This window comes from Acinetobacter sp. WU_MDCI_Abxc222 (assembly GCF_025514755.1).
Lineage (GTDB): Bacteria > Pseudomonadota > Gammaproteobacteria > Pseudomonadales > Moraxellaceae > Acinetobacter > Acinetobacter geminorum.
In genome coordinates, this window is the sequence record NZ_JAHPVG010000003.1 from 72152 (window position 1) to 95452 (window position 23301).

Genomic DNA, 23301 nt, shown 5'->3' on the forward strand with positions numbered 1-23301 from the left:
TTTTTTACATTTTAGGGGTGGACAATTTCTAATCGATAATTTACTAGCCTTTTTTTGCTTTTGTTTAGCTCAAATTGAAATCGAAAAGGAGTATTGGATGGAATGCGTTGAATACCCCTTAAGTTTTCAACTAGATATTGTTGAGGAGTTAATATGATTTCCTCTGTTTTGTCTGGCTCTGTTGCAAAAATCAACTTTAGATTAGGAAGTTCAATACTTTTATCATTCTGGTTGAGCAATATGCCTGAGAACTGAGTATGGTCTGCATTAATTCTGCGAACTTTTAACTTTTCTATATAGATAAGTTGATAAAGTTCGGCTGATTTATTGCAGTGCAGTATTTGACAAACATAATTAAATGCATGGCTGACGGTTGGGCTTGCATGCATGAGTTTAGGATTAAACCAAAGAATTTGAAAAGTAAAAACTAAAATTAAAATAAGGTTGGCAGAAATCCATAGCGTGTAGTACAGCCAACTATGCTTTTTATTGTTGTCTTGTTCTTGTGATGATGCCTGCTCAGCTAAATTAAGATTTGGTAGAGCATTAATAGGTTCGTTGTGAAAGTAATTTAAGTTGTTGAGATAGGTTAAAAGATCAATATTAGAATTCTCAACTTTTTGATCAAATATATCTAATACGTGAGAATGCGTCATATACTTTGTTTGCATTGAACCATTAGCTAAAGTATTGGAATTGACCATAACTGGCTGTTCAATATTAATCAGATTGGTTAGTGCATTAAAGTTTGAATCACATTTAGGACAACAAACCATACCCTGAGCAACAGTCAATTGAGTAAGAGATACTTTATAGACTGTTAAACACTTAGGGCAGCGGGTTTGTTTTTCATTCATGAGTTAAAATCTCAATTTATTTTTTACGTTTTCCTGAAATGCGACACCAGTTTTCTTCGCGTTTTTCGACATCTAATATATCAAAAAATTCAGAATAAACACCTGAAACATCAGCAACTTGCTCTTCGATTACGCCGGCAAGTGCAAACTCGCCCTCAGATTTAGTTAAATTTGCAAACTCAGACGCAAGTGCCATCAATGGGCCAGCTAAAATGTTTGCAACTAAAACGTCTGCTTGTTGAGGTTTGAATTCTTGATCGAATTCTTCAGGGAGACCTACATATAGTCGATCTAATACCCCATTAAGTTCAGCATTTTGTTTTGTTGCTAAAACAGCTTGCGGATCAATATCAGTGGCATATACTTTTTTAGCGCCTAATAATAAAGCGGCTACACCTAAAATGCCTGAACCACAACCATAATCAATTACGATTTTATCTTTAACGTCAGTTTTGCCCAACCATTGTAAGCATAGGAACGTACTTGCATGGTTACCTGTACCAAATGCAAGACCTGGATCTAGCTTAATATTAGTTGCTTCTGCTTCTGGAGGTTCTAGCCATTCAGGTACGATCCAGAACTTTTCCCCAATTTGGATTGGCTCATAATAATCCATCCATGCGCGTTCCCACACTTGATCTTCAAGTTCTTCATGACGCATAGGAACATCTGGAAGTTGAGCTTTTAAGAAAGCTTCTAAAGTGTCGACATCAATTGGGTCTTGTTCGTCTTGTTGATAGATGCCAGTCACAATAACTTTGTTCCATAAAGGTGTTTCACCCGGTAATGGTTCAAGTAAAGCCTGATCTTCAGCATCATCCAGCGTTACGCTTACCGCACCTAGAGACATTAAAAGTGTTTCTGTGAACTCAACTTGTTCTTGATCAACGGTAATGTGTATTTGTAACCACTTCACGAAAAGGACCTAAAAATTTTATTTAAAGGCGTATTGTAGCGGACTAGACCATTTTAAAAAAGAAAGCGGCCCATCTTTAATGGACCGTCTTTGAAAATACTGATGAGATATAGCGGAAAATAAATGACTTCTTCTATACCTATATTAAAACAGATTAAGGAGCAGGGGCCTTGAATTGTAACTTGCCATTTTCGTTTGGTTGGCAAGTACCGTTAAAGGTCACACCGTTGTGATTGTAAGAAACCCATTCACCTTGCTGTTTTTTTGCACAGACTCGAATTTGTTTTTGCATTTCGGCTTTGCTCGTGTCAGCAGCATGGGTAAAAGTTACGCCTGAAAAACAAATTAGAGATGCAGTTAAGATTTTTAACATGGTCGTTTTCATTTTGTATTCCTTCTCGTTGCGTTAATTTTAAAGTCATAGAAGTGCTGTACATTTTTTATTCTAAGATGAAATAATTTTAAAAACATTCACTTTGTATTGAATTCATGAAACAAAATGTCAAATCATGTGGCATAGCGTAAATTATGTGAAGACAATTTTGTAATTATGTACATCAATAAGCAGATAATTTTGCTATAATGTTCCGTCTTTTTTTTCTGGTGTTTTTGTACTCATGCACTATCCTAAAGTTTATGATGTTATCGTTATCGGTGGCGGTCACGCAGGTACGGAAGCGGCCCTTGCTGCTGCGCGTATGGGACGACAGACTTTGCTTTTGACCCATAACATTGAGACTTTGGGCCAAATGAGTTGTAACCCAGCAATTGGTGGTATTGGTAAGTCGCATTTAGTACGCGAAATTGATGCTCTTGGTGGCGCAATGGCTTTAGCTGCCGATAAAGGCGGTATTCAGTTCCGTATTTTAAACTCGCGTAAAGGTGCTGCAGTACGTGCAACACGTGCTCAGGCGGACCGCGTGCGTTATAAAGCTGCTATTCGTGATACTTTGGAAAATCAAGCAAATCTTGACATTTTCCAGCAAGCAGCTGATGACCTGATTGTTGAAGGCGATACCGTTAAAGGTGTTGTTACCCAAATGGGTATCCGCTTTGATGCTAAAACAGTTGTGCTGACTACAGGTACATTCTTGGGTGGTGTAATCCACGTTGGTTTAGAAAAATCAAGCGGTGGTCGTGCGGGGGATCCTCCTTCTATTGCACTTGCTCAACGTTTACGTGAATTAAAATTACCAGTGGGACGTTTAAAAACGGGTACTCCACCACGTATTGATGCACGTTCAGTTGATTTTTCAGTCATGATTCCACAGCCGGGTGATTTTCCATCTCCGGTGATGTCATTCATGGGTGATGCTTCTATGCATCCTGAACAAGTAAACTGTTATATCACGCATACAAATGAAAAAACCCACGACATTATTCGTGGTGGTTTAGACCGTTCACCAATGTACACTGGTGTTATTGAAGGTGTAGGTCCGCGTTACTGTCCATCAATCGAAGATAAGATTCACCGTTTCGCTGATAAAGACTCACATCAAGTATTCTTGGAGCCAGAAGGTCTAGATACACACGAGCTTTATCCAAACGGTATTTCAACTTCACTTCCATTTGATGTGCAGTTTGAACTTGTTCGCTCTATTCGTGGTATGGAAAATGCGCATATTTTGCGTCCAGGCTATGCGATTGAATACGATTATTTCAACCCGCAAGCTTTGAAATTTACCCTCGAAACTAAAGCGATTAATGGCTTGTATTTCGCTGGTCAAATTAATGGTACAACAGGTTACGAAGAAGCTGGTGCTCAAGGTTTACTTGCAGGTTTAAATGCTGCACGCCGTGCGTGGGAGCAAGAAGAGTGGACACCTAAACGTGACCAAGCTTATATGGGTGTGCTAGTTGATGACCTCATCACGTTAGGTACTAAAGAACCGTACCGTATGTTTACTTCACGTGCTGAATATCGTTTGATGTTACGTGAAGATAATGCGGATCAGCGCTTAACTTCTATTGGTCGTGAACTTGGTTTGGTTGATGATGTACGTTGGGCTGCTTATTGCGAAAAAATGGAAGCGGTTGAACGTGAAACCTCTCGTCTACAACATTTATGGGCAGCACCAAATAACCCTATGGGTAAAAAATTCGTTGAAATGACGGGTGCTGATTTGAGTAAGGAATGTAGTGCGATTGATTTGCTTAAGCGTCCTAATATCACCTTTGGTCAAATTGCTGAACTTACTGGTTCTGAAGTTTCAGAACCAGTGGGTGAGCAAATTGAAATTGCTGTGAAATATGAAGGTTACATTAACCGCCAGCATGAAGATGTTGCTCAATTAAAACGTCTTGAAGAAACCAAAATACCTGCCGATTTTGACTATGATGTAGTGTCAGGCTTATCACGTGAAATTACACAGAAGTTAAAAACAGTTCTTCCAGAAACTTTAGCTCAAGCAAGCCGTATTCCTGGTGTTACGCCAGCTGCCGTTCAGCTTGTAATGATCACAATTCGTAAGAACAATATGATTAAGAAAACAGCTTAATTATTTAAATGTAAAAAAGCCCAGTTAAGACTGGGCTTTTTTATTTCTGTTCAAAAAATATATGGAAACTTCCTAAGGAAGAAAAGAGATTTCGCTTCCTTTTTTTCTTATTTCACATATTTTGAGTCGCCAGTTATATTAAATTCACGTTCAAACAAGAGGGCTTTAATGATGACAATGAAATCAATTCGCTACAATGGATATGAAATGGCATGCCAAAGCTCATGTTCAAAATAGCGCAAAAGAAAGAGCAGGTCAGTTTTGGTGGGGGAGAACATCTTGATCTGAAAACAAGTAAAAATATAAGAACAATATAAAATTAAGAAAATTACAATTCAAAATCTAAAGAGAACCTTATGGTTCTCTTTTTTTATATCTATTTACTCTCAGTTTCAATTTCTCGCACAGCATTGTGTACTTGTACTGGTTCAATATGGAGTAATTTCTTACCAAAACTACGTAACCACCATACCAATTGAGATGTAAAAGGTACAGTTGCTGTGACTTCTACAATATTTTCCTCAAGTGGAGTAATTGTTTGATCTTTACTTAACTGACTTTCATAAAAAGTTTTAGCAGTTTGCTCTGTCATGGTTAAGGTGAGCTGAATTGATTCAGTTGGCTGGTTGTAGTCCACTCTAAAGCCTAAAGCACCTGAATCAATATAATGATCAATATCAAAATTAACAGGATGTAGTGCTCGACTGTCTAATACTTTTGCTGATTTAAAACGGTGCAGAGCAAAAGTTTGAACTTCAGTTTTGTCATGTCGTGTGCAAATTAAATAAATTACTGCACCTTTTTGTACCAATGCTAAAGGATTTAAGATATACGTTCGGTCTTCACCCTGATTGACTCGTGCTCGATAAATGCATTCTATTTGCTTGTCTTGGAGCAAGCCTTCATAAATTGCTTGTTGAGCATTTCGATCGACTACAGGTGGAATAAGAGGTTGACTTGCAGGAACAATACGTACACGGTTAATCCACTGTCTCACATTATTTTGAGTAGAAAGACTTCGTTTGGCTAAATCAAACCATGGTCCCATCTCATCAAGCAGGCTTGGAGGGAGTAAGTGCTTAAGGTGTTCCTCAACCATCATAAAGGTTACTGCTTGAGAACTTGTCATGTGAGGTAAGCTTTGAATAGGAGCATCCGATTGCCACCGCCACCCTTGAGGCACGGCTTTATTGCTCTCTATCGGGAAGCGTTGAGCAATTTGATTTAAGTCACGTTGAATAGTCCTTAAACTAATATCAATACCTTCACGTTCAAGCATTTCTTGTAATTCTCGAGTTCCGATCCATTTACCGGTCGGTAGGCGAGATAAAATCTGCCATTGGCGATATAAACTATTCGAAGTTTCTTTTTCTATTACAGACATAAGCGTAATACATCTATATCCAATTGCTTTGGTGTCAACACAATAAAAAATCTTTACAGATTTAGCAAGTTTGTCAGTTTCGGTTTATAGCCCGTTGCGCAAACGATGTTAATATTTAGAAGAAAGTTAGAACAATAATGCCGTAAAAGTACTATAGATATATAAGTGGCACTGAAATTGCTTATTTAAAAATGAAATATAGATAAATGATAAGACGAGGTGGTTATGTCAGAACAAGAGCATGAATTACATATTGATAATGATTTTTTTATACAAGAGCAGACAACAACGGCACTCATTAACCCAACCTCTTTTTTAGAACATATTTCTGTGCAAACTAATCTCTTTGAGCAACTCAAATCACAGTTCTTTAATGAGATGCTTGATGATGTAACGTCAAATGGAGCAGCTTCTAAAAAGATTGAACAATGGTTGAGCATCCGTACTTTAGATGAGCTAAAGGAGCTAAATACCCAAGCAAAACAACATTTTCTTTACCATGGGATCACTTTTAATGTTTATGGTGATAAAGAAGGGACGGAACGCACTATCCCATTTGATTTAATTCCAAGAGTAATCGAAAAAAAACAATGGGAAAAGATTGCCTCAGGCTGTGCGCAACGTGTTAAAGCATTAAATTATTTCCTGGACGATATTTATCATGGACAACATATTTTAAAAGAGCAAATTATCCCTGAAGAACAAATTATGGGGAATGATGCTTTCCAGCCTCATATGCTTAAACATTCTTTAAAGGGGAAAATTTATTCACAAATTAGTGGAATTGATATTATTCGTGACGATGAAGGGGAGTTTTTTGTATTAGAAGATAACTTGAGAACACCTTCCGGTGTGTCTTATATGATTGAAAGCCGAAATATTAGCCAGAAATTAATGCCTGAGCTATGTACAGCCAATAATTTACAAGGAATTGAGCATTATCCAAAACTTTTAAAAGAAATATTGCAAGAGAATTCACCTGCCGATCAACCTTTTATCGTGGTACTAACACCAGGACGTTTTAATAGTGCTTATTATGAGCATGCTTTTTTAGCGCGTGAAATGGATGTGCCCTTAGTTACAAATCGTGATTTATTTGTAGAAAATGATCAAGTTTTTGTCAAAACTATTCGTGGGCGTCAAAAAGTAGACGTAATTTACCGCCGTTTAGATGATGATTTTCTAGATCCTTTAGCATTTCGACCAGATAGTGCTTTAGGTGTTGCAGGACTTATGTCTGCTTATTTGCAAAAAAATGTTGTGATTGCAAATGCACCTGGAACTGGTGTGGCCGATGATAAATCTATTTATCCTTATGTAGATCAAATGATTCAATATTATCTGGATGAAACACCAATTCTAAAAAATGTACCTACTTATCAGTGCCGTAAGGAAGAACACTTAGATTATGTACTCTCTAATCTTGATCAATTAGTCGTTAAAGAAGCACAAGGTTCAGGCGGATATGGCATGTTGATTGGGCCTAAAGCAAGCTCATGCGAAATTGATGACTTTAGAAAAAAATTAATTGCTATGCCACATATGTATATTGCACAGCCTACATTAGCTTTATCCGTTGCTCCAACTTTAACGACAGGCGGCGTAGCTGAGCGTCATATTGACTTACGTCCATTTGTATTAAGTTCACCTTATCGTACCGAGATTGTACCTGGTGGCTTAACCCGAGTTGCAATGCAAGCTGGCTCCTTGGTCGTAAATTCATCTCAAGGTGGCGGTATAAAAGATACATGGGTTGTCGAAACGTTACATTCCTGATTGTGGGTTAAAGAGGAACTTTATGGTTTTACTCAATTCGAGTGCGCATCAAATATATTGGTTGGGCCGATATTTGATGCGAGTTAAATTTGCAGCCTCTCATTTACCCTTTACAGAAGATGAGAAAGCAACAAAATTTGCAGCAGCATTTGGTTTGGTTATAGAAAATGCAGAATTACTAAATCACTATATGTTAGACAAGAAGCAAACATTTTCATTACTGAACCAGCTCATTATTGCTAAAGATAATATTCAGGAACTAAGAGGTATTTTGTCATCACATGCTTATGCAGAATTAAATAATGTTATTAATACACTTCAACCTCAACCTGATGCATTAAGTAAAGCTGTCGAACAATGCACACAAATACTAGAAGCAGAACATGAGGATGTACGTTTATTTTTGCATTTAGGCCAAAAAATAGAGCAATTTGATATAGAGCTGCGTTTTGGAGAAGATTTATCTGTTCTTGTATTAGAACTAGATTTGGTGGTGCAACAGCTTGCTAATTTGAATTGGGAAAATATAGATGAAAATTGGCAAGTATTAAAGCAGCAACTTACTTGGGATGCTTACTATACTTTTACACAGCAGTTAGAAAATATGTTTGAGGGCTGATTATGAAATTGATGGTTAATCATCAAACGCATTATAGCTATACTGAAACTGCTCGGAACAGCATTCAGTATATTAAAATGATGCCTCAAACATCACCGCATCAACATGTTATAAATTGGGCAATTAGCGTGCCGGGTGATAAGACAATAAAGAGAGATATATTTAACAATGTATGGATGACGGCTAGTCAGCGTTATCCATATCAACATCTGACATTTATGGCTCAAGGCATTGTTGAGCTTCAAAATGTAGAATTGGGTTGTGTTGATCTCTCTACACCTACAAATTTGTTTTTGCAGATGACAGGTGCAACTCGATGTGATTCGGAAATGTTGGACTTTGCCAAAAATATTGTAGTGGCTAAGGACCGACAGCATATTGCGTTATTAAGCGAATATATCTTGCAAAAAATACTTTACCAACCTGAAAGTACTTCGGTTCAGACAACTGCGATTGAAGCATTTCATGCAGGTCAAGGAGTATGTCAAGATCATGCTCACATTTTAATTGCGATGTGTCGTGCGCTACAATTACCTGCACGTTATGTCTCTGGTTATCTATTTGATCAAAACTATCCGCACCTTGCCAGTCACGCTTGGGCGGAGGTATTTTTAGAAAATCAGTGGTATTGTTTTGATGTAAGCAATCAATTGTTTACACCCAAACATCACATCTACCTTGCTGTAGGACGTGACTATCTCGATGTGGCACCTATTCGTGGCGTAAGAGAGCAAGGTGGAGTTGAGAACATGATGTCTGTGGTTCAAGTGTTGGCATGTTGAATGTAAAGAGAATGAAATGACCTATTGTTGTGCGCTAAGATTGGAACAAGGTTTAGTGTTTATTAGTGACACGAGGACCAATGCAGGAGTTGACCATATTTCTGTGTTCCGAAAACTGCATACTTTCGGCGTTACCGGAGAACGTTTTATTGCCTTGCAAACTGCAGGTAACTTAGCAACAACACAAGCTGTTATAGGTCATTTACAAAATGCCCTTACTTTGCAGCAAGAGCCTAACCTATATAGTGTTAATACGATGTTTGAGGCGGCTGAACTGATTGGTAAAACCTTAAAAACTGTTTTAGAGGATATTAGTTCGGACACCCAAGAACAAATGAATTATGCCTGTAGTATTTTGGTAGGTGGGCAGATTAAAGGTGGGGATATGCAACTCTATAATGTCTATCCACAAGGCAATTTTATTTGTGCAACTACAGATACACCTTATTTTCAAATAGGTGAAAGTAAATATGGAAAGCCTATTCTGGATCGAGCTTTATATTATGCAATGCCACTAGACGATGCATTACGTTGTAGCCTGATTTCTTTTGATTCAACTTTGCGTTCAAATGTTTCTGTTGGCTTACCACTTGATGCATTGGTCTACATTAAAGATAGCTTTGTTATTCCCATGGGAAAACGAATTACTGAAGATGATCCTTATTTCTCACAGATTAGTAAACAATGGTCAGATACTCTTCGTCGGGGATTACAGGAAATGCCAAAGCCTACAGATGATTACTGGCGATAAATTTTGCGTGTTTAAATAAAAAAATCCAAGCATGCTTGGATTTTTTTTTATATTTATTATTTAACTGCTTTTACGAGTGGGGCGATTACTTAAGCGACAGAGTAATTCATATCCTATCGTTCCGTTTGCATCCGCAACATCATCAACTAAGCGATGTGGACCCCAGAGTTCAACTGGAGTGCCTAATTTTACTTGCATGCCTGTCACGTCGATTGCAATCATATCCATGCTCACTTTTCCTACAACTGCACAGAGATGTTTATCAATAGCGACATAGTTTTGTTTAACATAAGCTCGTGGATAACCATCACCGTAACCTATAGAAACAATCGCGATATCCATTGCTTGCTTGGCGCAAAAAGTAGAGCCGTAACCGACATGTTCATTAGTTTGAATATGATTAAGTGCAATCACTTCTGCTGAGAAAGTCATCACTGGTTTTAAGTCAAGATCATAGACTGTTTGATCTGCAAAAGGTGAGGCGCCGTAAAGCATGATACCCGGACGAACATAATCAAAATGTAACTCTGGCCATTTATAAATGGCAGCTGAGTTACAGCAAGAAGCTAAAACTGGATCACAAGCTTGTTTAACTTGTAGAAATTGTTGTTTTTGTTGCTCGTTAAGTGGATGGTCTACATCTGCATTTGCGAAATGCATCGCAAGTACACAAGTAAATCCTTCAGATTTTAAAGTTTTAATAACTTCAATAATTTCTGGATTTTTAAAACCTAGACGATTCATGCCGCTGTTAAGCTTAACCCAGACTTTTAAACCTTGGTTGATGTACGCTTGTTTGTGTTTAATCAACCATTCAAACTGTTGTTGATGGTGAATGACACATTCAAATTTTTGTTTAATTGCAATTGGCATTTCATCTTCAGAAAATACCCCTTCAATTAAAGTAACAGGCTGCTGAAATCCGAGTTCACGAATTTCCAAACCTTCTTGTAGGCAGGCGACACCAAAGGCATCTGATGCATTTAAGGCTGCTAAACAGTCTTTGATTCCATGTCCATAAGCATTAGCTTTTACCATACTTACAATTTTTGAATTTGTTGCGAGTTGTTTGACACGGTTTAAGTTATATTGAAGTGCATTGCGGTCAATATAAACTGTTGCTTGGCGCACCCTCATTTACTCCTTTGGGCTAGAGATAGAGCTTATTCTTCATCATCATATTGGCTGTAATACTCAGGAGAGAGATTACTAAATCGAGTATATTGACCTTCAAAAGCAAGACGAACTGAACCAATTGGACCGTTACGCTGCTTACCAATAATAATTTCTGCAGTGCCGGCTTCTTTTGACTCTTTGTTATAAACCTCATCACGGTAAATAAACATAATTAAGTCGGCATCCTGCTCGATCGCACCGGATTCACGTAAGTCGGACATTACAGGACGTTTATTTGGACGGTTTTCCAGACTTCGGTTAAGCTGAGAAAGTGCGATAACAGGGCATTGCATTTCTTTCGCTAACGCTTTTAAGCTACGCGAAATTTCTGAAATCTCGCCTACACGGTTATCACCCATGCCTGGAACTTTCATGAGCTGCAAGTAATCGACCATGATGCAACCAATTTTACCATCATGCATTTTGGCTACTCGGCGAGCACGGGCACGAAGTTCAGTTGGAGGTAGGGCAGATGAGTCATCAATATACAAATGCATTTGTTGAAGCTGCAAAATTGTGCCAGTTACTTTGGTCCATTCATCTGCATCGAGGTTACCAGAGCGTAAATGTCCTTGATGGACTTTACCCATTGCGGAAATAAGACGCATCGCAATCGAGTCCGCTGGCATCTCCATTGAAAATACCAGAGCAGGTAACTTGTTATATTGCAAAACACTCTCAACCAAATTCATGGCAAATGTAGTTTTACCCATCGATGGACGTGCAGCAACAATAATTAAGTCACCAGGTTGCATACCAGATGTTTTATTATCAAGTTCTAAGAAGCCAGTCGTTAAACCTGTAATATTGCCATCTAATTTTGAAAGCTCATCAAGCTTACTAATTACGTCTGCGGTAACAGAACTAATAGATTTAGGACCAGCATCTTTTTTATTATTATTGTGCTGTTCAGCTAAAGAGAAAATACTTGTTTCAGCCAAGTCTAAAATTTCACTAACACCGCGACCTTTTGTGTCATAAGCATTTTGTAAAATTTCAGTACTAACTTTAATCATGCTACGTAGGGTAGAAAATTCTTTAATTTTCGTAGCATAAGTTTCTAAGTTATAGAAACTTGAAGGTGAGTCAGCCATAAGCTGCATTAAATATTCTTCGCCACCGATAGCATCAAGTAAATTTTGTTTTAAGAGCCAGTCACTTACTAAGACAGCATCATAAGGTGAGTTTTCTTGTGCTAATTTCTCGATTGCACGAAAAATATATTTATGACGAGTCGCGTAAAAATCATTTTCTTTTAGTACATCGTTGACTTGCTCAAAAGATTCAGCAACTGTCATCAAAGCAGCCAGAACAGCTTGCTCAATGGCTAAGTTGTGCGGGGGAGTGCGAAACTCTTTAAGTTGGCTTGATTCACTCGTTTTATTTTCTGTTGGAGATGAAAGCGCTAAAGAAGTGGCATTCGCCTGAGACATAATTAGACCTGATGATAAAGAAGAGTGTACACAACGAGGCTCTAAAGCCGAGAACTATCTTAAAACAAAATTAAATAAACTACCTAATTAAAAAACCAATTAAACTAAAGAACTGATCAGGAATTAATATATCTTATTTTAAAATTTGAAACATAAAAAAAGAGCATGCAAAAGCATGCTCTTTTTTTGATGAGAAATTACTCAGATACGATAGTAACGAGAACTTCTGCAACAACATCATGGTGCAATTGGATTGCGATGTTGAATTCACCAGTGTGACGAAGCGCGCCATTTGGTAAACGAACTTCTGCACGGTCAACTGTAAGACCAGCATTCGTTAATGCGTCAGCGATGTCACGAGTACCGATAGAACCGAACAGTTTACCTTCGTCACCAGCTTTAGCAGTGATAACGATGTTAACTTCGTTCAATTGTTCAGCACGTGCTTGAGCAGCAGCTAAAACTTCAGCTTCTTGCTTCTCAAGTTCAGCACGACGAGCTTCAAAAGCAGCAGTGTTAGCTTCAGTAGCTGCAACTGCTTTACCTTGAGGGATAAGGAAGTTACGGCCGTAACCAGCTTTAACTGATACTTTATCGCCTAATTTACCAAGGTTCTTAATGCGTTGTAATAAGATAACGTCCACAGATCACCTCACTTATGGTTGTCAGTGTACGGAATCAAAGACAAATAGCGAGCTTGTTTGATAGCAAGTGCTAATTGACGTTGATAACGAGCTTTAGTACCAGTGATACGGCTAGGAACAATCTTGCCGTTTTCAGTGATGTACTGTTTTAAAGTGTCGATATCTTTGTAGTCGATGTACGCAACATTCTCAGCTGTAAAGCGGCAGAACTTGCGACGACGGTAAAAACGTGCCATTGATGTTCTCCTTATTCAGCTTCTTGAGCAACTTGCTGTGCTTCTTCGCGTTGAGCTTTACGCGCACGCTTTTCTTCAGCACTCTTAGCAAGCAATGACTCTTCAGTGATTGCGTGTTCACGACGGATGATAAGGTTACGAATGATCGCGTCGTTATAACGGAATAATTCTTCTAACTCATCAAGCGTAGTTTGACCACATTCAACATTCATAAGAATGTAGTGCGCTTTGTGAATTTTGTTAATTGGGTAAGCCAATTGACGACGGCCCCAATCTTCTAAACGGTGAATTTGACCTTCAGCTTCTTTGATCTGAGAGATATAGCGTTCAACCATACCTACAACTTGATCGCTTTGGTCTGGGTGTACCAAAAGTACGATTTCGTAATGACGCATTGTCAGCTCCTTACGGTTTAAACAGCCCCTAATAAAAAATTAGAAGCAAGGAGTCATAACTTAATAAGTTATGCCGCAAAATTTGCGAAGGCTGAATTATAGGTAAAAGTTCGACTAAAAACAAATCTTTTGATCAGAAAAGTAAAACTTCTTTACTATAAAGAGGAAATCCTCTCTTGTTTAAAAGAGAGGAAGATTTGGAGCAGGGGATTGATAGGTAAAGCTAAAGCTTAAACTTAACAGGGTAATTAATATGACCGAGTACAGGAAAAAACGTTTAGCCCACAATTGATCATTTTCGGCTTTAAATCCAATAACTGATAAATATAACCAATATGCAGTCAGAGCATTAAAGGTAATTAAAAAGAATACATTGGTATAGCCAAAACAATATAACCCATTCAAAACAGCTGCAAATAATAGGATATAGATTACACATTCAATTTTCGTACGATAAATAGAACGTGCTACAGGCAAAATTGGAATTCCCGCATTTTTGTAATCATCAAAACGATAAATTGCAATTGCCCAAGAGTGAGGCATTTGCCATAAAGCGTATGCTAAAAACAAAAGCAAGGCTGCCACATCAAATTGATGAGTTACTGCTGTATAACCAATAACAGGAGGGCTCGCCCCGGAGATACTACCAATGACGGTTTGATGGATTGAGGTGCGTTTGGTCCACAAGCTATAAAAACCGACATAGACAATAAAACCAATCATTGCAAACAAAAATGCGTAACCATTTACACCAAACCATAAAATGCTAAAACCAATTACCCCAAGCACTAATGCATATATCAGCGCAACAATAGGAGAGATTGTTTTTTTTACAAGTGCACGGTTTTGTGTGCGCTGCATCTTTGTATCAATATCTTGATCTATAACATTATTAACCACGCAACCAGAGGCCACAACTAAAGTTGTTCCAAGTAAGGTGAGAAGTAATAATGAGATGTCTATAGAGCCTTGGGCGGCTAAGAAAAAGCCGCCCAAGGTGGTAATGAAATTACCGAAGAGAATTCCTGGTTTAGTCAGGAATAGATATTTTTTCAACATGACAATCAGTTTAGATCATCATATTGTAGTGAAGGTAATTCATAATCCACACAGAACCGATTAAAAGCACGGCGATACATAGGATTGTGTAGATGAATGCAATCATATTCCAACGTTGTTCAGATGATGTATTCATGTGTAAGAAGTACACAAGTTGTACAAGAACCTGAGCAACCGCAGTGATTGCAATCACTGTAACTAAAAGACCACGACTGAAACCACCCGCCATCACCATTCCGAAAGGAATGATGGTGAGGATAACAGAAAGGATAAATCCAACAGTGTATTGCTTAAAGTTACCGTGTGACGCACCAGCAGCATTATGCTCATGACTACTCATTAGAGAACTCCCAGTAAGTAAACGACGCTGAATACACAGATCCAAACGATGTCAAGGAAGTGCCAGAACAAGCTTAAGCAAGCAAGACGACGTGTATTCGGTAAAGTCAAACCTTTAGTCTTGATTTGATACATTAATACAAGCATCCACACTAAACCAGAAGTTACGTGGATACCGTGTGTACCAACCAAAGTAAAGAACGATGATAAGAATGCACTGTGAGTTGGACCGTGGCCTTCATGTACAAGGTGATGGAACTCATAGACTTCCATTCCAATGAACGATGCACCAAAAAGGAATGTAATAAATAACCAAGTGATAACTTGATTTACATTCTTTTTATAAGATGCAAGTACAGCAAAACCAAACGTTACCGATGAAATCAATAAGGCAAATGTTTCAGTTAACACGAAGCCTAATGAGTCATGGAATAGGTCATATGCACTTGGAGTTCCTGGTGGCACATGGCTGCTTAATACAGCGAACGCAATGAAGAGTGATCCGAAAAGAATCAAGTCACTCATCAAGTATGTCCAGAAACCAAAAACCGTTAAATCAGTATCATCATGTTCATGATGACCGTCATGGCCGTGGTTGTCGTGATGAAGTACTTCAGCCATTTCCTTAGTCCTTCTTCAAGTGTTTTTCAAGTAAAGCATAGCGTTCGTTTTCAATACGCTCAACTTCAGCAGCAGGAACGTAGTAGTCAACATTCTTAGTGAATGAGCTTACGATCAAGCTAACAACAGCTGCAACGAATGAAACAACAACGAGCCACCAAATATGCCAGATGAGTGCAAAGCCAAGAAGAGTAATGAACATTGCAATGACAAAACCAGCAGCACGATCGGTCGGCATGTGGATGTCTTCATATTTAGTGTTACGTGCGTATGCTACACCATTTTCTTTGTCAGTCCAGAAACGGTCGATACCGCTTGCATCTGGTTCATGCGCAAAGTTATAGAATGGGGCAGGAGAAGAGGTTGCCCATTCAAGCGTACGAGCATCCCATGGGTCGCCAGTAAGGTCCATGTTGTCTTTACGTTGTAAGAAGCCAACGATGATTTGCATTAAGAAACATGCAATACCAATCGCAACAAGAACAGCACCAAATAATGCAATTGCAAGGTACGGATCCCATTCAGGGTTGTCATATGTATTCAGACGACGAGTCATACCCATGAAACCAAGGATATAAAGTGGCATGAATGCAAAATAGAAACCGAAGAACCAGAACCAGAACGCAGCTTTACCCCACGCTTCGTTGAGCTTCCAACCAAACATTTTTGGCCAGTAGTAAATGATGCCGGCAAACATACCAAACACCACACCACCGATAATTACGTTATGGAAGTGAGCGATCAAGAATAGTGAGTTGTGTACCAAGAAGTCCGCAGGTGGAACAGCCATAAGTACACCAGTTAAACCACCGATACCGAATGTTACAAGGAAGCCAAGCGTCCATAACATTGGAGTAGTAAAGGTGATGCGACCTTTATACATGGTGAATAACCAAGAGAAGATTTTCACACCAGTAGGAATCGCAATAACCATGGTCATGATACCGAAGAACGCGTTAACGTTCGCACCAGCACCCATGGTGAAGAAGTGGTGAAGCCATACAACAAACGCAAGAACAGTAATCGCGATAGTTGCATACACCATAGACTTGTAACCGAACAACGCTTTACGCGAGAAGGTTGCAACGATTTCTGAGTATAGACCAAATGCTGGTAATACCAAGATATATACTTCAGGGTGACCCCATGTCCAGATCAAGTTCACATAAAGCATTGGGCTACCGCCAAGCTCATTTGTGAAGAAATGGAAACCGAAGTAACGGTCAAGTGTAAGCATTGCAAGAGTACCTGTTAATACAGGGAATGATGCAATGATTAATACAGCCGTACAAAGTGAAGTCCACGTGAAAATAGGCATGTCCATTAACTTCATGCCAGGCGCACGCATTTTGATGATGGTAACAAAGAAGTTAACACCAGATAAAAGCGTACCTAGACCAGAAACCTGAAGTGCCCAGATATAGTAGTCGACACCTACACCAGGAGAATATTGAATGCCAGATAGAGGAGGGTAAGCCATCCAACCAGTCGCAGCAAATTCACCTAATACAAGTGAAAGCATCATCAAACCAGCAGCACCAGCGAATAACCAGAAGCTTAAAGAGTTCAATAATGGGAAAGCAACATCACGAGCACCAATCTGTAAAGGTACAGAGATGTTCATCATACCAACAACGAGACCCATTGCTACGAAGAAGATCATGATTACACCGTGTGCGGTGAAGATCTGGTCGTAGTGGTCAGGATGTAGATAACCTTCGCCGCCGCCTTTAGCGAGGAAAAGTTGTAAACGCATCATGATCGCATCGGCGAAACCACGCAGAAGCATGACAACAGATACGATGATATACATGATACCAATCTTTTTATGGTCTACCGTAATAAACCACTCATTCCACAAATATCCCCATTTTTTGAAATAGGTGATACCGCCAAGCACTGCAATTGCACCAATTGCCATAAGGACCATGGTGACAAGTACGATTGGCTCTGTCGGGATAGAGTCCCAACCCAGTTTACCAAAAATCATATCCATGTCTTATTCCCCTTGAGCAGCGTGTTCAGCTGCAGCATGAGTGTCAGCTGTTGCGTGTTCAGCAGAGTGGTCAACACCATGATAGTTACTCATATAGTGGTTGATAATTGTTTCAAACAATTTAGGCTCAACAGTAGAGTAATAAGTCACAGGGTGTGGCTTAGTCGGGAACGGTTTCATAGCTTCAGCTTCAGCAACTGCTTTTTCATCACCAGCAGCTTTAGCACGATTTACTAAATGCTCGATCTGATGCTTAGAACGGTTACCATCACGTAAGGTTGCCAATTCAGCTTGGTCAAGCGTAGTTTTTTGAACTGCTTCTGGGTTAATGGTTGAACCATTACCTGCTTTAACCGCTGCTACCCATTCGTTGAATTGTTGCTCTGTAACACTATGCGCCTTGAAACGCATTTGAGAGAAACCGTAACCTGAGTAGTTAGAAGAGAAACCACGATATACACCAGTTTCATTTGCTAATAAATGAAGGTGAGTTTGCATACCTGCCATTGCATAAATCTGGCCGCCTAACTGTGGAATGAAGAATGAGTTCATTGTAAAGTTAGAAGTGATTTTAAAGCTTAACGGAGTTTTTTCAGGGAAACGTACTTCGTTAACTGTTGCAATGTTTTGTTCAGGATAAATAAAGATCCACTTAAACTGTTCAGCAATAACTTGAATAGTTAAAGGTGCTTTATCTGATTCTAAAGGACGGTATGGGTCATACTTGTGGGAACCCCACCAAGTTAACCAAGCTAAAATACCAATAATAATGACAGGGATACCCCATACTACAACTTCAATTGCAGTTGAGTGTGCCCATGTAGGTTTATAGTCTGCATCTTTATTTGACGCGCGATATTTCCAACCAAACCATAATGCCATGATGATTGAAGGAATCACCACAAGTAACATTAAATAGATCGCAGTCATCATAAGGTCACTTTGACCTTGACCAACTGGACCTTTAGAGTTTAGAAGTACCATATCACCACCACACCCAGTCAAAAGTGCGGCAAGCGTTGATAAAGACAATACAGCTAAAATCGTTTGTCTCATTTTACAACCTCGGTGAAGAGTCCCATTCCCTAATTAAATATGGGATAGCGATTAAAGTGTCGCATGATTGAGAACGCTAATCCTTAAATTTAGACTTCTCAATTATATGACACCGCTACGTTGTAGGGCATTATGCCTCATATCGACAAACTAAGCTATACATAAAGTAGGCTGAAATAATTGTTTTAAAACCCGATTTTTTTTGTAGGGTATCTAATTTCAATAGAGCTTTTATTTAAATATCAACTCACTATAGAAAAAAGGAGGCAGGGCGCCTCCTCTTTTTTTAGACATTAAATGAATGAGTCATTCACTATCATTTGATCACTTTTGTTCTTGCAATTTTGTCATGTAAAGCTTGTCGCTTTTGTCCTAATGCAAAAGCATAGTCAATAATTGTACTGATCGGCATAAACAGTAAGTTTAATATGATAAAAACAATACTTCTTAATAAGAAGATGCGAGTTAAATTAACCTTGCTATTGTCCTCAGCATCTACAATTTTAATTCCAACGATTTTCTTACCTATACTCTGACCAAACTTTGTTAAAAGAACGGCTTGAATTGCAAGCATAATAACGACGTAAAGAAGCATTGAATGCCAAGCTTCTATTGGAATTAAAGTAAAAAGTTGCTGTTGCAATTCTGCAGCTTTAGTCGATGCGACTTCGGCAGATTGCATCTGTTTTTGTAGCTCGAATAATTGCTTATATTGAGCTTCATTAAAGAAAAAAGAAGGAATTGCAGCGATTGGTAACCAAAGCAATAAATCAATAATTTTTGCTAAAGCCCGAGCTGGAATAGACGCAAGTTCATGAACTTTAGGTTCTACACGAATTTGACGAATAGTTTCATTAGTTGATGTATTCGTATTTATTGTAGGTACAGAATAACCGATAGGTTGATATACAAGTTTACCTTGGGTTAATTCTCCTAAAGCTTTCCATTCTGTCATGCCTTCATGCCAAGCTAAATCAGTTAATAAAATTTGTTGGCTAGCCAACATTTGATTTACTTGTTCTAAAGTATAAGGCCCAGCTTGTTGATTATTACGTGCCAAGTAAATTTGCATAAATAAAAATTCTCTATTCTAAAGATGAAAAAAGACCCACGGATGGGCCTTTTTTTATAACATATTAGATTTGCTTGATTTTTTCTTCAGCAAGGAAGAACCATGTATCTAAAACTGAGTCTGGGTTAAGAGAGACAGATTCAATACCTTGTTCCATTAACCATTTTGCAAGATCTGGATGGTCTGAAGGACCTTGACCACAGATACCTACATATTTACCTGCTTTACGGCAAGCATGGATTGCCATTGAAAGAAGTGCTTTAACAGCTGCATCACGTTCATCAAATAAGTGTGAAACAATACCTGAGTCACGGTCAAGACCTAACGTTAACTGAGTTAAGTCATTAGAACCAATAGAGAAACCATCGAAGTGTTCTAAGAATTGTTCAGCTAACAGGGCGTTAGTTGGTAATTCACACATCATGATTACTTTTAAACCGTTCTCGCCACGTTTCAAGCCATTTTGTGCAAGTAATTCAATAACGCGTTTCGCTTCAGATACGGTACGTACAAAAGGAATCATGATTTGAATATTGGTGAGACCCATTTCATCACGAACTTTCTTAAGTGCGCGGCATTCTAGTTCGAAACAATCACGGAAGTTATCAGATACATAACGGCTTGCACCACGGAAACCGAGCATCGGATTTTCTTCTTCAGGCTCGTATAACTTACCACCAATTAAGTTTGCATATTCATTTGACTTGAAGTCAGACATACGAACGATAACTGGCTTGTCACCAAATGCAGCAGCAAGAGTCGCAATACCTTCAACCAATTTTTCAACATAGAAATCCACAGGTGAAGCATAACCCGCTGTACGAGTTAAAACGGCAGCGCGAGTTTCACGAGGTAGGCTGTCAATGTTGAGTAGAGCTTTAGGATGCACACCGATCATACGGTTAATGATGAACTCAAGACGAGCAAGGCCGATACCTTCGTTTGGAATTTGAGCAAAGTCAAATGCACGGTCAGGGTTACCTACGTTCATCATAATTTTGAACGAAAGCTTAGGCATAGATTCAATTGAGTTGCGTTGAACTTCGAAATCTAATGCACCTTCGTAAATGAAACCTGTATCACCTTCGGCACAAGAAACAGTCACTTCTTGACCATCAGTTAATACTTCTGTTGCGTTACCACAGCCTACAATCGCTGGTACGCCAAGTTCACGTGCAATAATTGCTGCGTGACATGTACGACCACCACGGTTAGTGATAATTGCAGCAGCACGTTTCATTACCGGTTCCCAATCAGGATCGGTCATATCAGATACAAGAACGTCGCCTTCTTGAACTTTGTCCATTTCTTTAATTGAGTTAACAATACGGACTTTACCAGAACCAATACGTTGACCAATTGAACGACCTTCACAAAGAACAGTACCTCTTTGTTTAAGAAGGTAGCGTTCCATAGTACCTACATTTTGGCGGCTTTTTACAGTTTCAGGACGAGCTTGAACAATATAAATTTGACCATCATCACCGTCTTTTGCCCATTCGATATCCATTGGCGCACCATAATGCTGCTCAATGATAAGCGCTTGTTTAGCTAACTCTTGTAATTCATGGTCATTTAATGCGAATTGTTGACGATCTTGTTTTTCAACATCAACAACAACAACAGATTTACCCGCAGAACCTTCTTCACCATAAATCATTTTTTGGTGTTTAGAGCCAAGGTTACGACGTAAAACAGAATGTCTTCCTGCATTTAATAATGGTTTAGATAGGTAAAACTCATCTGGGTTAACGGCACCTTGTACAACCATTTCACCTAAACCGTAAGATGCAGTGATAAATACAACATCACGGAAACCAGATTCTGTATCAAGTGTAAACATTACACCCGCAGCGCCAGTTTCAGAACGAACCATACGCTGAACACCCGCAGAAAGTGCAACGATGTCATGATCAAAACCCTGGTGCACACGGTAAGAAATTGCACGGTCATTATATAAAGAAGCAAACACTTCTTTAATCGCAATAAGTACGTTATCAATACCGCGAATATTCAAGAAAGTTTCTTGTTGACCCGCGAAAGAAGCATCTGGTAAATCTTCAGCAGTTGCAGATGAACGAACGGCAACCGCGATGTCAGGGTTGCCGTTAGAAAGTGCTGTAAAAGCGGCGCGAATTTCTTGTTCTAAGGTTGCAGTGAGTGGAGTCTCTACAATCCATTGACGAATTTTTGCACCTGTTTCTGCAAGAGCATTTACATCATCGACGTTGAGTTGAGCAAGTTCTGCTTGAATTCGAGCGTTAAGACCACTTTGGTCTAAGAACTCACGATAGGCAGCAGCAGTAGTTGCAAAGCCACCAGGTACCGATACACCAGCATTTGATAAATGGCTGATCATTTCACCCAAAGATGAGTTTTTCCCACCTACGAGTTCGACATCGTGTTTCCCTAATTTTTCTAGACCGATTACGCGCGCTTCCAAAGTTTTCACTCCACTTTTGCAGTATTAATGTCTATCTTGGCATGAAATTATAAAAATAAAGTGCTTAGTTGAGAATTATACTAAGCGACAGTCATGTAAGATCAGTTTACTATAAAGATTATATAGCACTAAGACAAATGTTTAAGGAGAATTTTAATGTCAGAAAGTAAACAATTTAAGCGGAGTGTTTTTTTTATTTCTGATGGAACTGCAATTACTGCCGAGACTCTTGGACATTCGTTATTAGCACAATTTCCCAATGTAGATTTTGATATTCACATCATGCCGTATATTACAACTGAAGAGGCGGCAATGGATGTGGTGGTTGAGATTAATCGATGCCAAACCAAAGACGGTTGCCTACCTTTAGTATTTGATACTTTAGTCGATCCGCATGTACGGGAGATTATTAATACGGCTAAAGCAGTTAATCTTGATGTCTTTGAAGGCTTAATTAGTAAACTTGAGCAAGAGCTTGGGACACCACCAACAACATTGGTCGGGCAGACCCACGCGGTAACCGATTCTGAATATTATAAAGCCCGTATTGATGCTGTTCATTTTGCGCTTGATAATGATGATGGAGCACGTACTCGTCATTATGACAAAGCCGATTTAATATTAATTGGAGTTTCCCGTTCGGGTAAAACACCGACTTCTATTTACTTATCTCTTCAATTCGGTATTCGTGTTGCAAACTATCCATTAACTGAAGAAGATTTAGATGATAACCGGTTACCAGCAGTATTAAGAGCTCATCGTAGCAAGTTATTTGGTTTGATGATTGATGCTGAGCGTTTGGTCGCAATTCGTAGTGAACGTAAAGCGAATAGCCGTTATGCAAGTTTTAGCCAATGCCAAATGGAGCTAAGAGCAATTGAAGGGATTTATATTTCAGAAGGCATTAAATATTTAAACGTGACCGAAATGTCGATTGAAGAGATTTCAACACGTATTTTACAAATGACGGGATTAAAACGTCGTATTGGTTAATTTAATCAAATGCTTATTTTAACCATTCAATTTTTGTATATTAGTTATAGATAAGTTGAATGGTTTTTTTATACATATATCTTAGTGAAAAATAAAAGTTTTAAATATAAAACAAAATGTTATTAAAAGGTTTTTATTGGTTATAAACCCGTGGATATTTTGAAACTCATTTGTAAATTTAAATAACACTATTGAAAAGAAGTGTATATTTTTTATTGTGTTAAAAAATAGTAATTATTTAATTTTTCTAAATAT

The 23301-nt window shown here is 38.6% G+C and carries 22 protein-coding genes; 6 read left to right on the forward strand and 16 right to left on the reverse strand.

What is annotated here, in order from left to right; all coding sequences use genetic code 11:
* Window positions 1–11: 11 nt before the first annotated feature.
* The 3 genes from KTJ10_RS06315 to KTJ10_RS06325 form a co-directional block, all read right to left on the reverse strand.
* A complete protein-coding gene (locus KTJ10_RS06315) occupies window positions 12–857 on the reverse strand; it encodes a zinc-ribbon and DUF3426 domain-containing protein (protein WP_086265900.1) in 846 nt (281 codons plus the stop codon).
* Between the two features lie 16 nt (window positions 858–873).
* Window positions 874–1773: a 50S ribosomal protein L11 methyltransferase gene (prmA, locus tag KTJ10_RS06320; protein ID WP_086265901.1), complete on the reverse strand. Its 900-nt coding sequence runs from the start codon at window positions 1771–1773 to the stop codon at window positions 874–876.
* Window positions 1774–1927: 154 nt separating this feature from the next.
* Window positions 1928–2158 carry a hypothetical protein gene (locus tag KTJ10_RS06325; RefSeq protein ID WP_002119672.1) on the reverse strand — a complete coding sequence of 77 codons (231 nt, stop codon included), beginning with the start codon at window positions 2156–2158 and terminating at the stop codon, window positions 1928–1930.
* Between the two features lie 232 nt (window positions 2159–2390).
* Here KTJ10_RS06325 and mnmG point away from each other — a divergent pair, with 232 nt between their 5' ends.
* Window positions 2391–4271, forward strand: a complete 1881-nt coding sequence (gene mnmG / locus KTJ10_RS06330; RefSeq protein WP_262441608.1) for a tRNA uridine-5-carboxymethylaminomethyl(34) synthesis enzyme MnmG — start codon at window positions 2391–2393, stop codon at window positions 4269–4271.
* 376 nt (window positions 4272–4647) lie between these two features.
* Here mnmG and KTJ10_RS06335 read toward each other — a convergent pair whose 3' ends face one another.
* Window positions 4648–5655, reverse strand: coding sequence for a helix-turn-helix transcriptional regulator (locus tag KTJ10_RS06335; RefSeq protein WP_199976093.1), 1008 nt, complete (start codon window positions 5653–5655; stop codon window positions 4648–4650).
* Window positions 5656–5880: 225 nt separating this feature from the next.
* On the opposite strand from KTJ10_RS06335, the gene KTJ10_RS06340 reads away from it, so the two are divergent.
* Genes KTJ10_RS06340 through KTJ10_RS06355 form a run of 4 tightly spaced genes read left to right on the forward strand, consistent with a single transcriptional unit; the run spans window position 5881 to window position 9583 of the window.
* Window positions 5881–7431: a circularly permuted type 2 ATP-grasp protein gene (locus tag KTJ10_RS06340; protein WP_262441609.1), complete on the forward strand. Its 1551-nt coding sequence runs from the start codon at window positions 5881–5883 to the stop codon at window positions 7429–7431.
* A gap of 22 nt (window positions 7432–7453) precedes the next feature.
* Window positions 7454–8050, forward strand: a complete 597-nt coding sequence (locus KTJ10_RS06345) for an alpha-E domain-containing protein (protein WP_086265903.1) — start codon at window positions 7454–7456, stop codon at window positions 8048–8050.
* 2 nt (window positions 8051–8052) lie between these two features.
* Window positions 8053–8832, forward strand: a complete 780-nt coding sequence (locus KTJ10_RS06350) for a transglutaminase domain-containing protein (RefSeq protein ID WP_086265904.1) — start codon at window positions 8053–8055, stop codon at window positions 8830–8832.
* A gap of 16 nt (window positions 8833–8848) precedes the next feature.
* Window positions 8849–9583 (forward strand): proteasome-type protease, encoded by a 735-nt coding sequence (locus tag KTJ10_RS06355; RefSeq protein ID WP_002119721.1) that lies wholly within the window; start codon window positions 8849–8851, stop codon window positions 9581–9583.
* Window positions 9584–9643: 60 nt separating this feature from the next.
* Here the strand turns inward: KTJ10_RS06355 and alr are convergent, their stop codons facing one another.
* From alr to ppsA, 12 genes are all read right to left on the reverse strand, one after another.
* Window positions 9644–10714: an alanine racemase gene (gene alr / locus KTJ10_RS06360; RefSeq protein ID WP_262441610.1), complete on the reverse strand. Its 1071-nt coding sequence runs from the start codon at window positions 10712–10714 to the stop codon at window positions 9644–9646.
* 32 nt (window positions 10715–10746) lie between these two features.
* Window positions 10747–12192 carry a replicative DNA helicase gene (dnaB, locus tag KTJ10_RS06365; RefSeq protein ID WP_086265906.1) on the reverse strand — a complete coding sequence of 482 codons (1446 nt, stop codon included), beginning with the start codon at window positions 12190–12192 and terminating at the stop codon, window positions 10747–10749.
* Between the two features lie 197 nt (window positions 12193–12389).
* Entirely contained in the window at window positions 12390–12836 is a 447-nt protein-coding gene (rplI, locus tag KTJ10_RS06370; protein ID WP_000382591.1) for a 50S ribosomal protein L9, read from the reverse strand.
* 8 nt (window positions 12837–12844) lie between these two features.
* The gene (rpsR, locus tag KTJ10_RS06375) at window positions 12845–13072 is read right to left on the reverse strand and encodes a 30S ribosomal protein S18 (RefSeq protein ID WP_000090661.1); all 228 of its coding nucleotides are present in this window, start codon (window positions 13070–13072) and stop codon (window positions 12845–12847) included.
* Between the two features lie 11 nt (window positions 13073–13083).
* Window positions 13084–13467, reverse strand: coding sequence for a 30S ribosomal protein S6 (rpsF, locus tag KTJ10_RS06380; RefSeq protein WP_002119610.1), 384 nt, complete (start codon window positions 13465–13467; stop codon window positions 13084–13086).
* A 180-nt stretch (window positions 13468–13647) separates the two neighbouring features.
* Window positions 13648–14526 carry a heme o synthase gene (cyoE, locus tag KTJ10_RS06385; protein WP_262441611.1) on the reverse strand — a complete coding sequence of 293 codons (879 nt, stop codon included), beginning with the start codon at window positions 14524–14526 and terminating at the stop codon, window positions 13648–13650.
* 10 nt (window positions 14527–14536) lie between these two features.
* On the reverse strand, window positions 14537–14866 hold the full coding sequence (locus KTJ10_RS06390) for a cytochrome o ubiquinol oxidase subunit IV (RefSeq protein WP_000094534.1): 330 nt from the start codon (window positions 14864–14866) through the stop codon (window positions 14537–14539).
* The gene (gene cyoC, locus KTJ10_RS06395) at window positions 14866–15486 is read right to left on the reverse strand and encodes a cytochrome o ubiquinol oxidase subunit III (RefSeq protein WP_086265908.1); all 621 of its coding nucleotides are present in this window, start codon (window positions 15484–15486) and stop codon (window positions 14866–14868) included. The genes KTJ10_RS06390 and cyoC overlap by 1 nt, the downstream gene beginning before the upstream one ends.
* A 4-nt stretch (window positions 15487–15490) precedes the next feature.
* Window positions 15491–17482 carry a cytochrome o ubiquinol oxidase subunit I gene (cyoB, locus tag KTJ10_RS06400; RefSeq protein WP_005068497.1) on the reverse strand — a complete coding sequence of 664 codons (1992 nt, stop codon included), beginning with the start codon at window positions 17480–17482 and terminating at the stop codon, window positions 15491–15493.
* 3 nt (window positions 17483–17485) lie between these two features.
* Complete coding sequence (gene cyoA / locus KTJ10_RS06405) at window positions 17486–18538, reverse strand: ubiquinol oxidase subunit II (RefSeq protein ID WP_002119579.1); 1053 nt, start codon at window positions 18536–18538, stop codon at window positions 17486–17488.
* A 316-nt stretch (window positions 18539–18854) separates the two neighbouring features.
* A complete protein-coding gene (locus tag KTJ10_RS06410) occupies window positions 18855–19610 on the reverse strand; it encodes an RDD family protein (protein WP_002119677.1) in 756 nt (251 codons plus the stop codon).
* A 64-nt stretch (window positions 19611–19674) separates the two neighbouring features.
* A complete protein-coding gene (gene ppsA / locus KTJ10_RS06415) occupies window positions 19675–22062 on the reverse strand; it encodes a phosphoenolpyruvate synthase (RefSeq protein ID WP_005803576.1) in 2388 nt (795 codons plus the stop codon).
* Between the two features lie 147 nt (window positions 22063–22209).
* On the opposite strand from ppsA, the gene KTJ10_RS06420 reads away from it, so the two are divergent.
* A complete protein-coding gene (locus tag KTJ10_RS06420; RefSeq protein WP_002119749.1) occupies window positions 22210–23046 on the forward strand; it encodes a pyruvate, water dikinase regulatory protein in 837 nt (278 codons plus the stop codon).
* The last annotated feature ends 255 nt before the right edge of the window (window positions 23047–23301 follow it).

Excerpts from the sequence above, each read along its gene's own strand:
- KTJ10_RS06315 (WP_086265900.1), bottom strand. The coding sequence starts at position 857 with ATGAATGAAAAACAAACCCGCTGCCCTAAGTGTTTAACAGTCTATAAA.
- KTJ10_RS06325 (WP_002119672.1), bottom strand. The coding sequence starts at position 2,158 with ATGAAAACGACCATGTTAAAAATCTTAACTGCATCTCTAATTTGTTTT.
- mnmG (WP_262441608.1), top strand. The coding sequence starts at position 2,391 with ATGCACTATCCTAAAGTTTATGATGTTATCGTTATCGGTGGCGGTCAC.
- KTJ10_RS06335 (WP_199976093.1), bottom strand. The coding sequence starts at position 5,655 with ATGTCTGTAATAGAAAAAGAAACTTCGAATAGTTTATATCGCCAATGG.
- KTJ10_RS06340 (WP_262441609.1), top strand. The coding sequence starts at position 5,881 with ATGTCAGAACAAGAGCATGAATTACATATTGATAATGATTTTTTTATA.
- KTJ10_RS06345 (WP_086265903.1), top strand. The coding sequence starts at position 7,454 with ATGGTTTTACTCAATTCGAGTGCGCATCAAATATATTGGTTGGGCCGA.
- KTJ10_RS06350 (WP_086265904.1), top strand. The coding sequence starts at position 8,053 with ATGAAATTGATGGTTAATCATCAAACGCATTATAGCTATACTGAAACT.
- KTJ10_RS06355 (WP_002119721.1), top strand. The coding sequence starts at position 8,849 with ATGACCTATTGTTGTGCGCTAAGATTGGAACAAGGTTTAGTGTTTATT.
- dnaB (WP_086265906.1), bottom strand. The coding sequence starts at position 12,192 with ATGTCTCAGGCGAATGCCACTTCTTTAGCGCTTTCATCTCCAACAGAA.
- rpsR (WP_000090661.1), bottom strand. The coding sequence starts at position 13,072 with ATGGCACGTTTTTACCGTCGTCGCAAGTTCTGCCGCTTTACAGCTGAG.
- rpsF (WP_002119610.1), bottom strand. The coding sequence starts at position 13,467 with ATGCGTCATTACGAAATCGTACTTTTGGTACACCCAGACCAAAGCGAT.
- cyoE (WP_262441611.1), bottom strand. The coding sequence starts at position 14,526 with ATGTTGAAAAAATATCTATTCCTGACTAAACCAGGAATTCTCTTCGGT.
- KTJ10_RS06390 (WP_000094534.1), bottom strand. The coding sequence starts at position 14,866 with ATGAGTAGTCATGAGCATAATGCTGCTGGTGCGTCACACGGTAACTTT.
- cyoC (WP_086265908.1), bottom strand. The coding sequence starts at position 15,486 with ATGGCTGAAGTACTTCATCACGACAACCACGGCCATGACGGTCATCAT.
- cyoB (WP_005068497.1), bottom strand. The coding sequence starts at position 17,482 with ATGGATATGATTTTTGGTAAACTGGGTTGGGACTCTATCCCGACAGAG.
- cyoA (WP_002119579.1), bottom strand. The coding sequence starts at position 18,538 with ATGAGACAAACGATTTTAGCTGTATTGTCTTTATCAACGCTTGCCGCA.
- KTJ10_RS06410 (WP_002119677.1), bottom strand. The coding sequence starts at position 19,610 with ATGCAAATTTACTTGGCACGTAATAATCAACAAGCTGGGCCTTATACT.
- KTJ10_RS06420 (WP_002119749.1), top strand. The coding sequence starts at position 22,210 with ATGTCAGAAAGTAAACAATTTAAGCGGAGTGTTTTTTTTATTTCTGAT.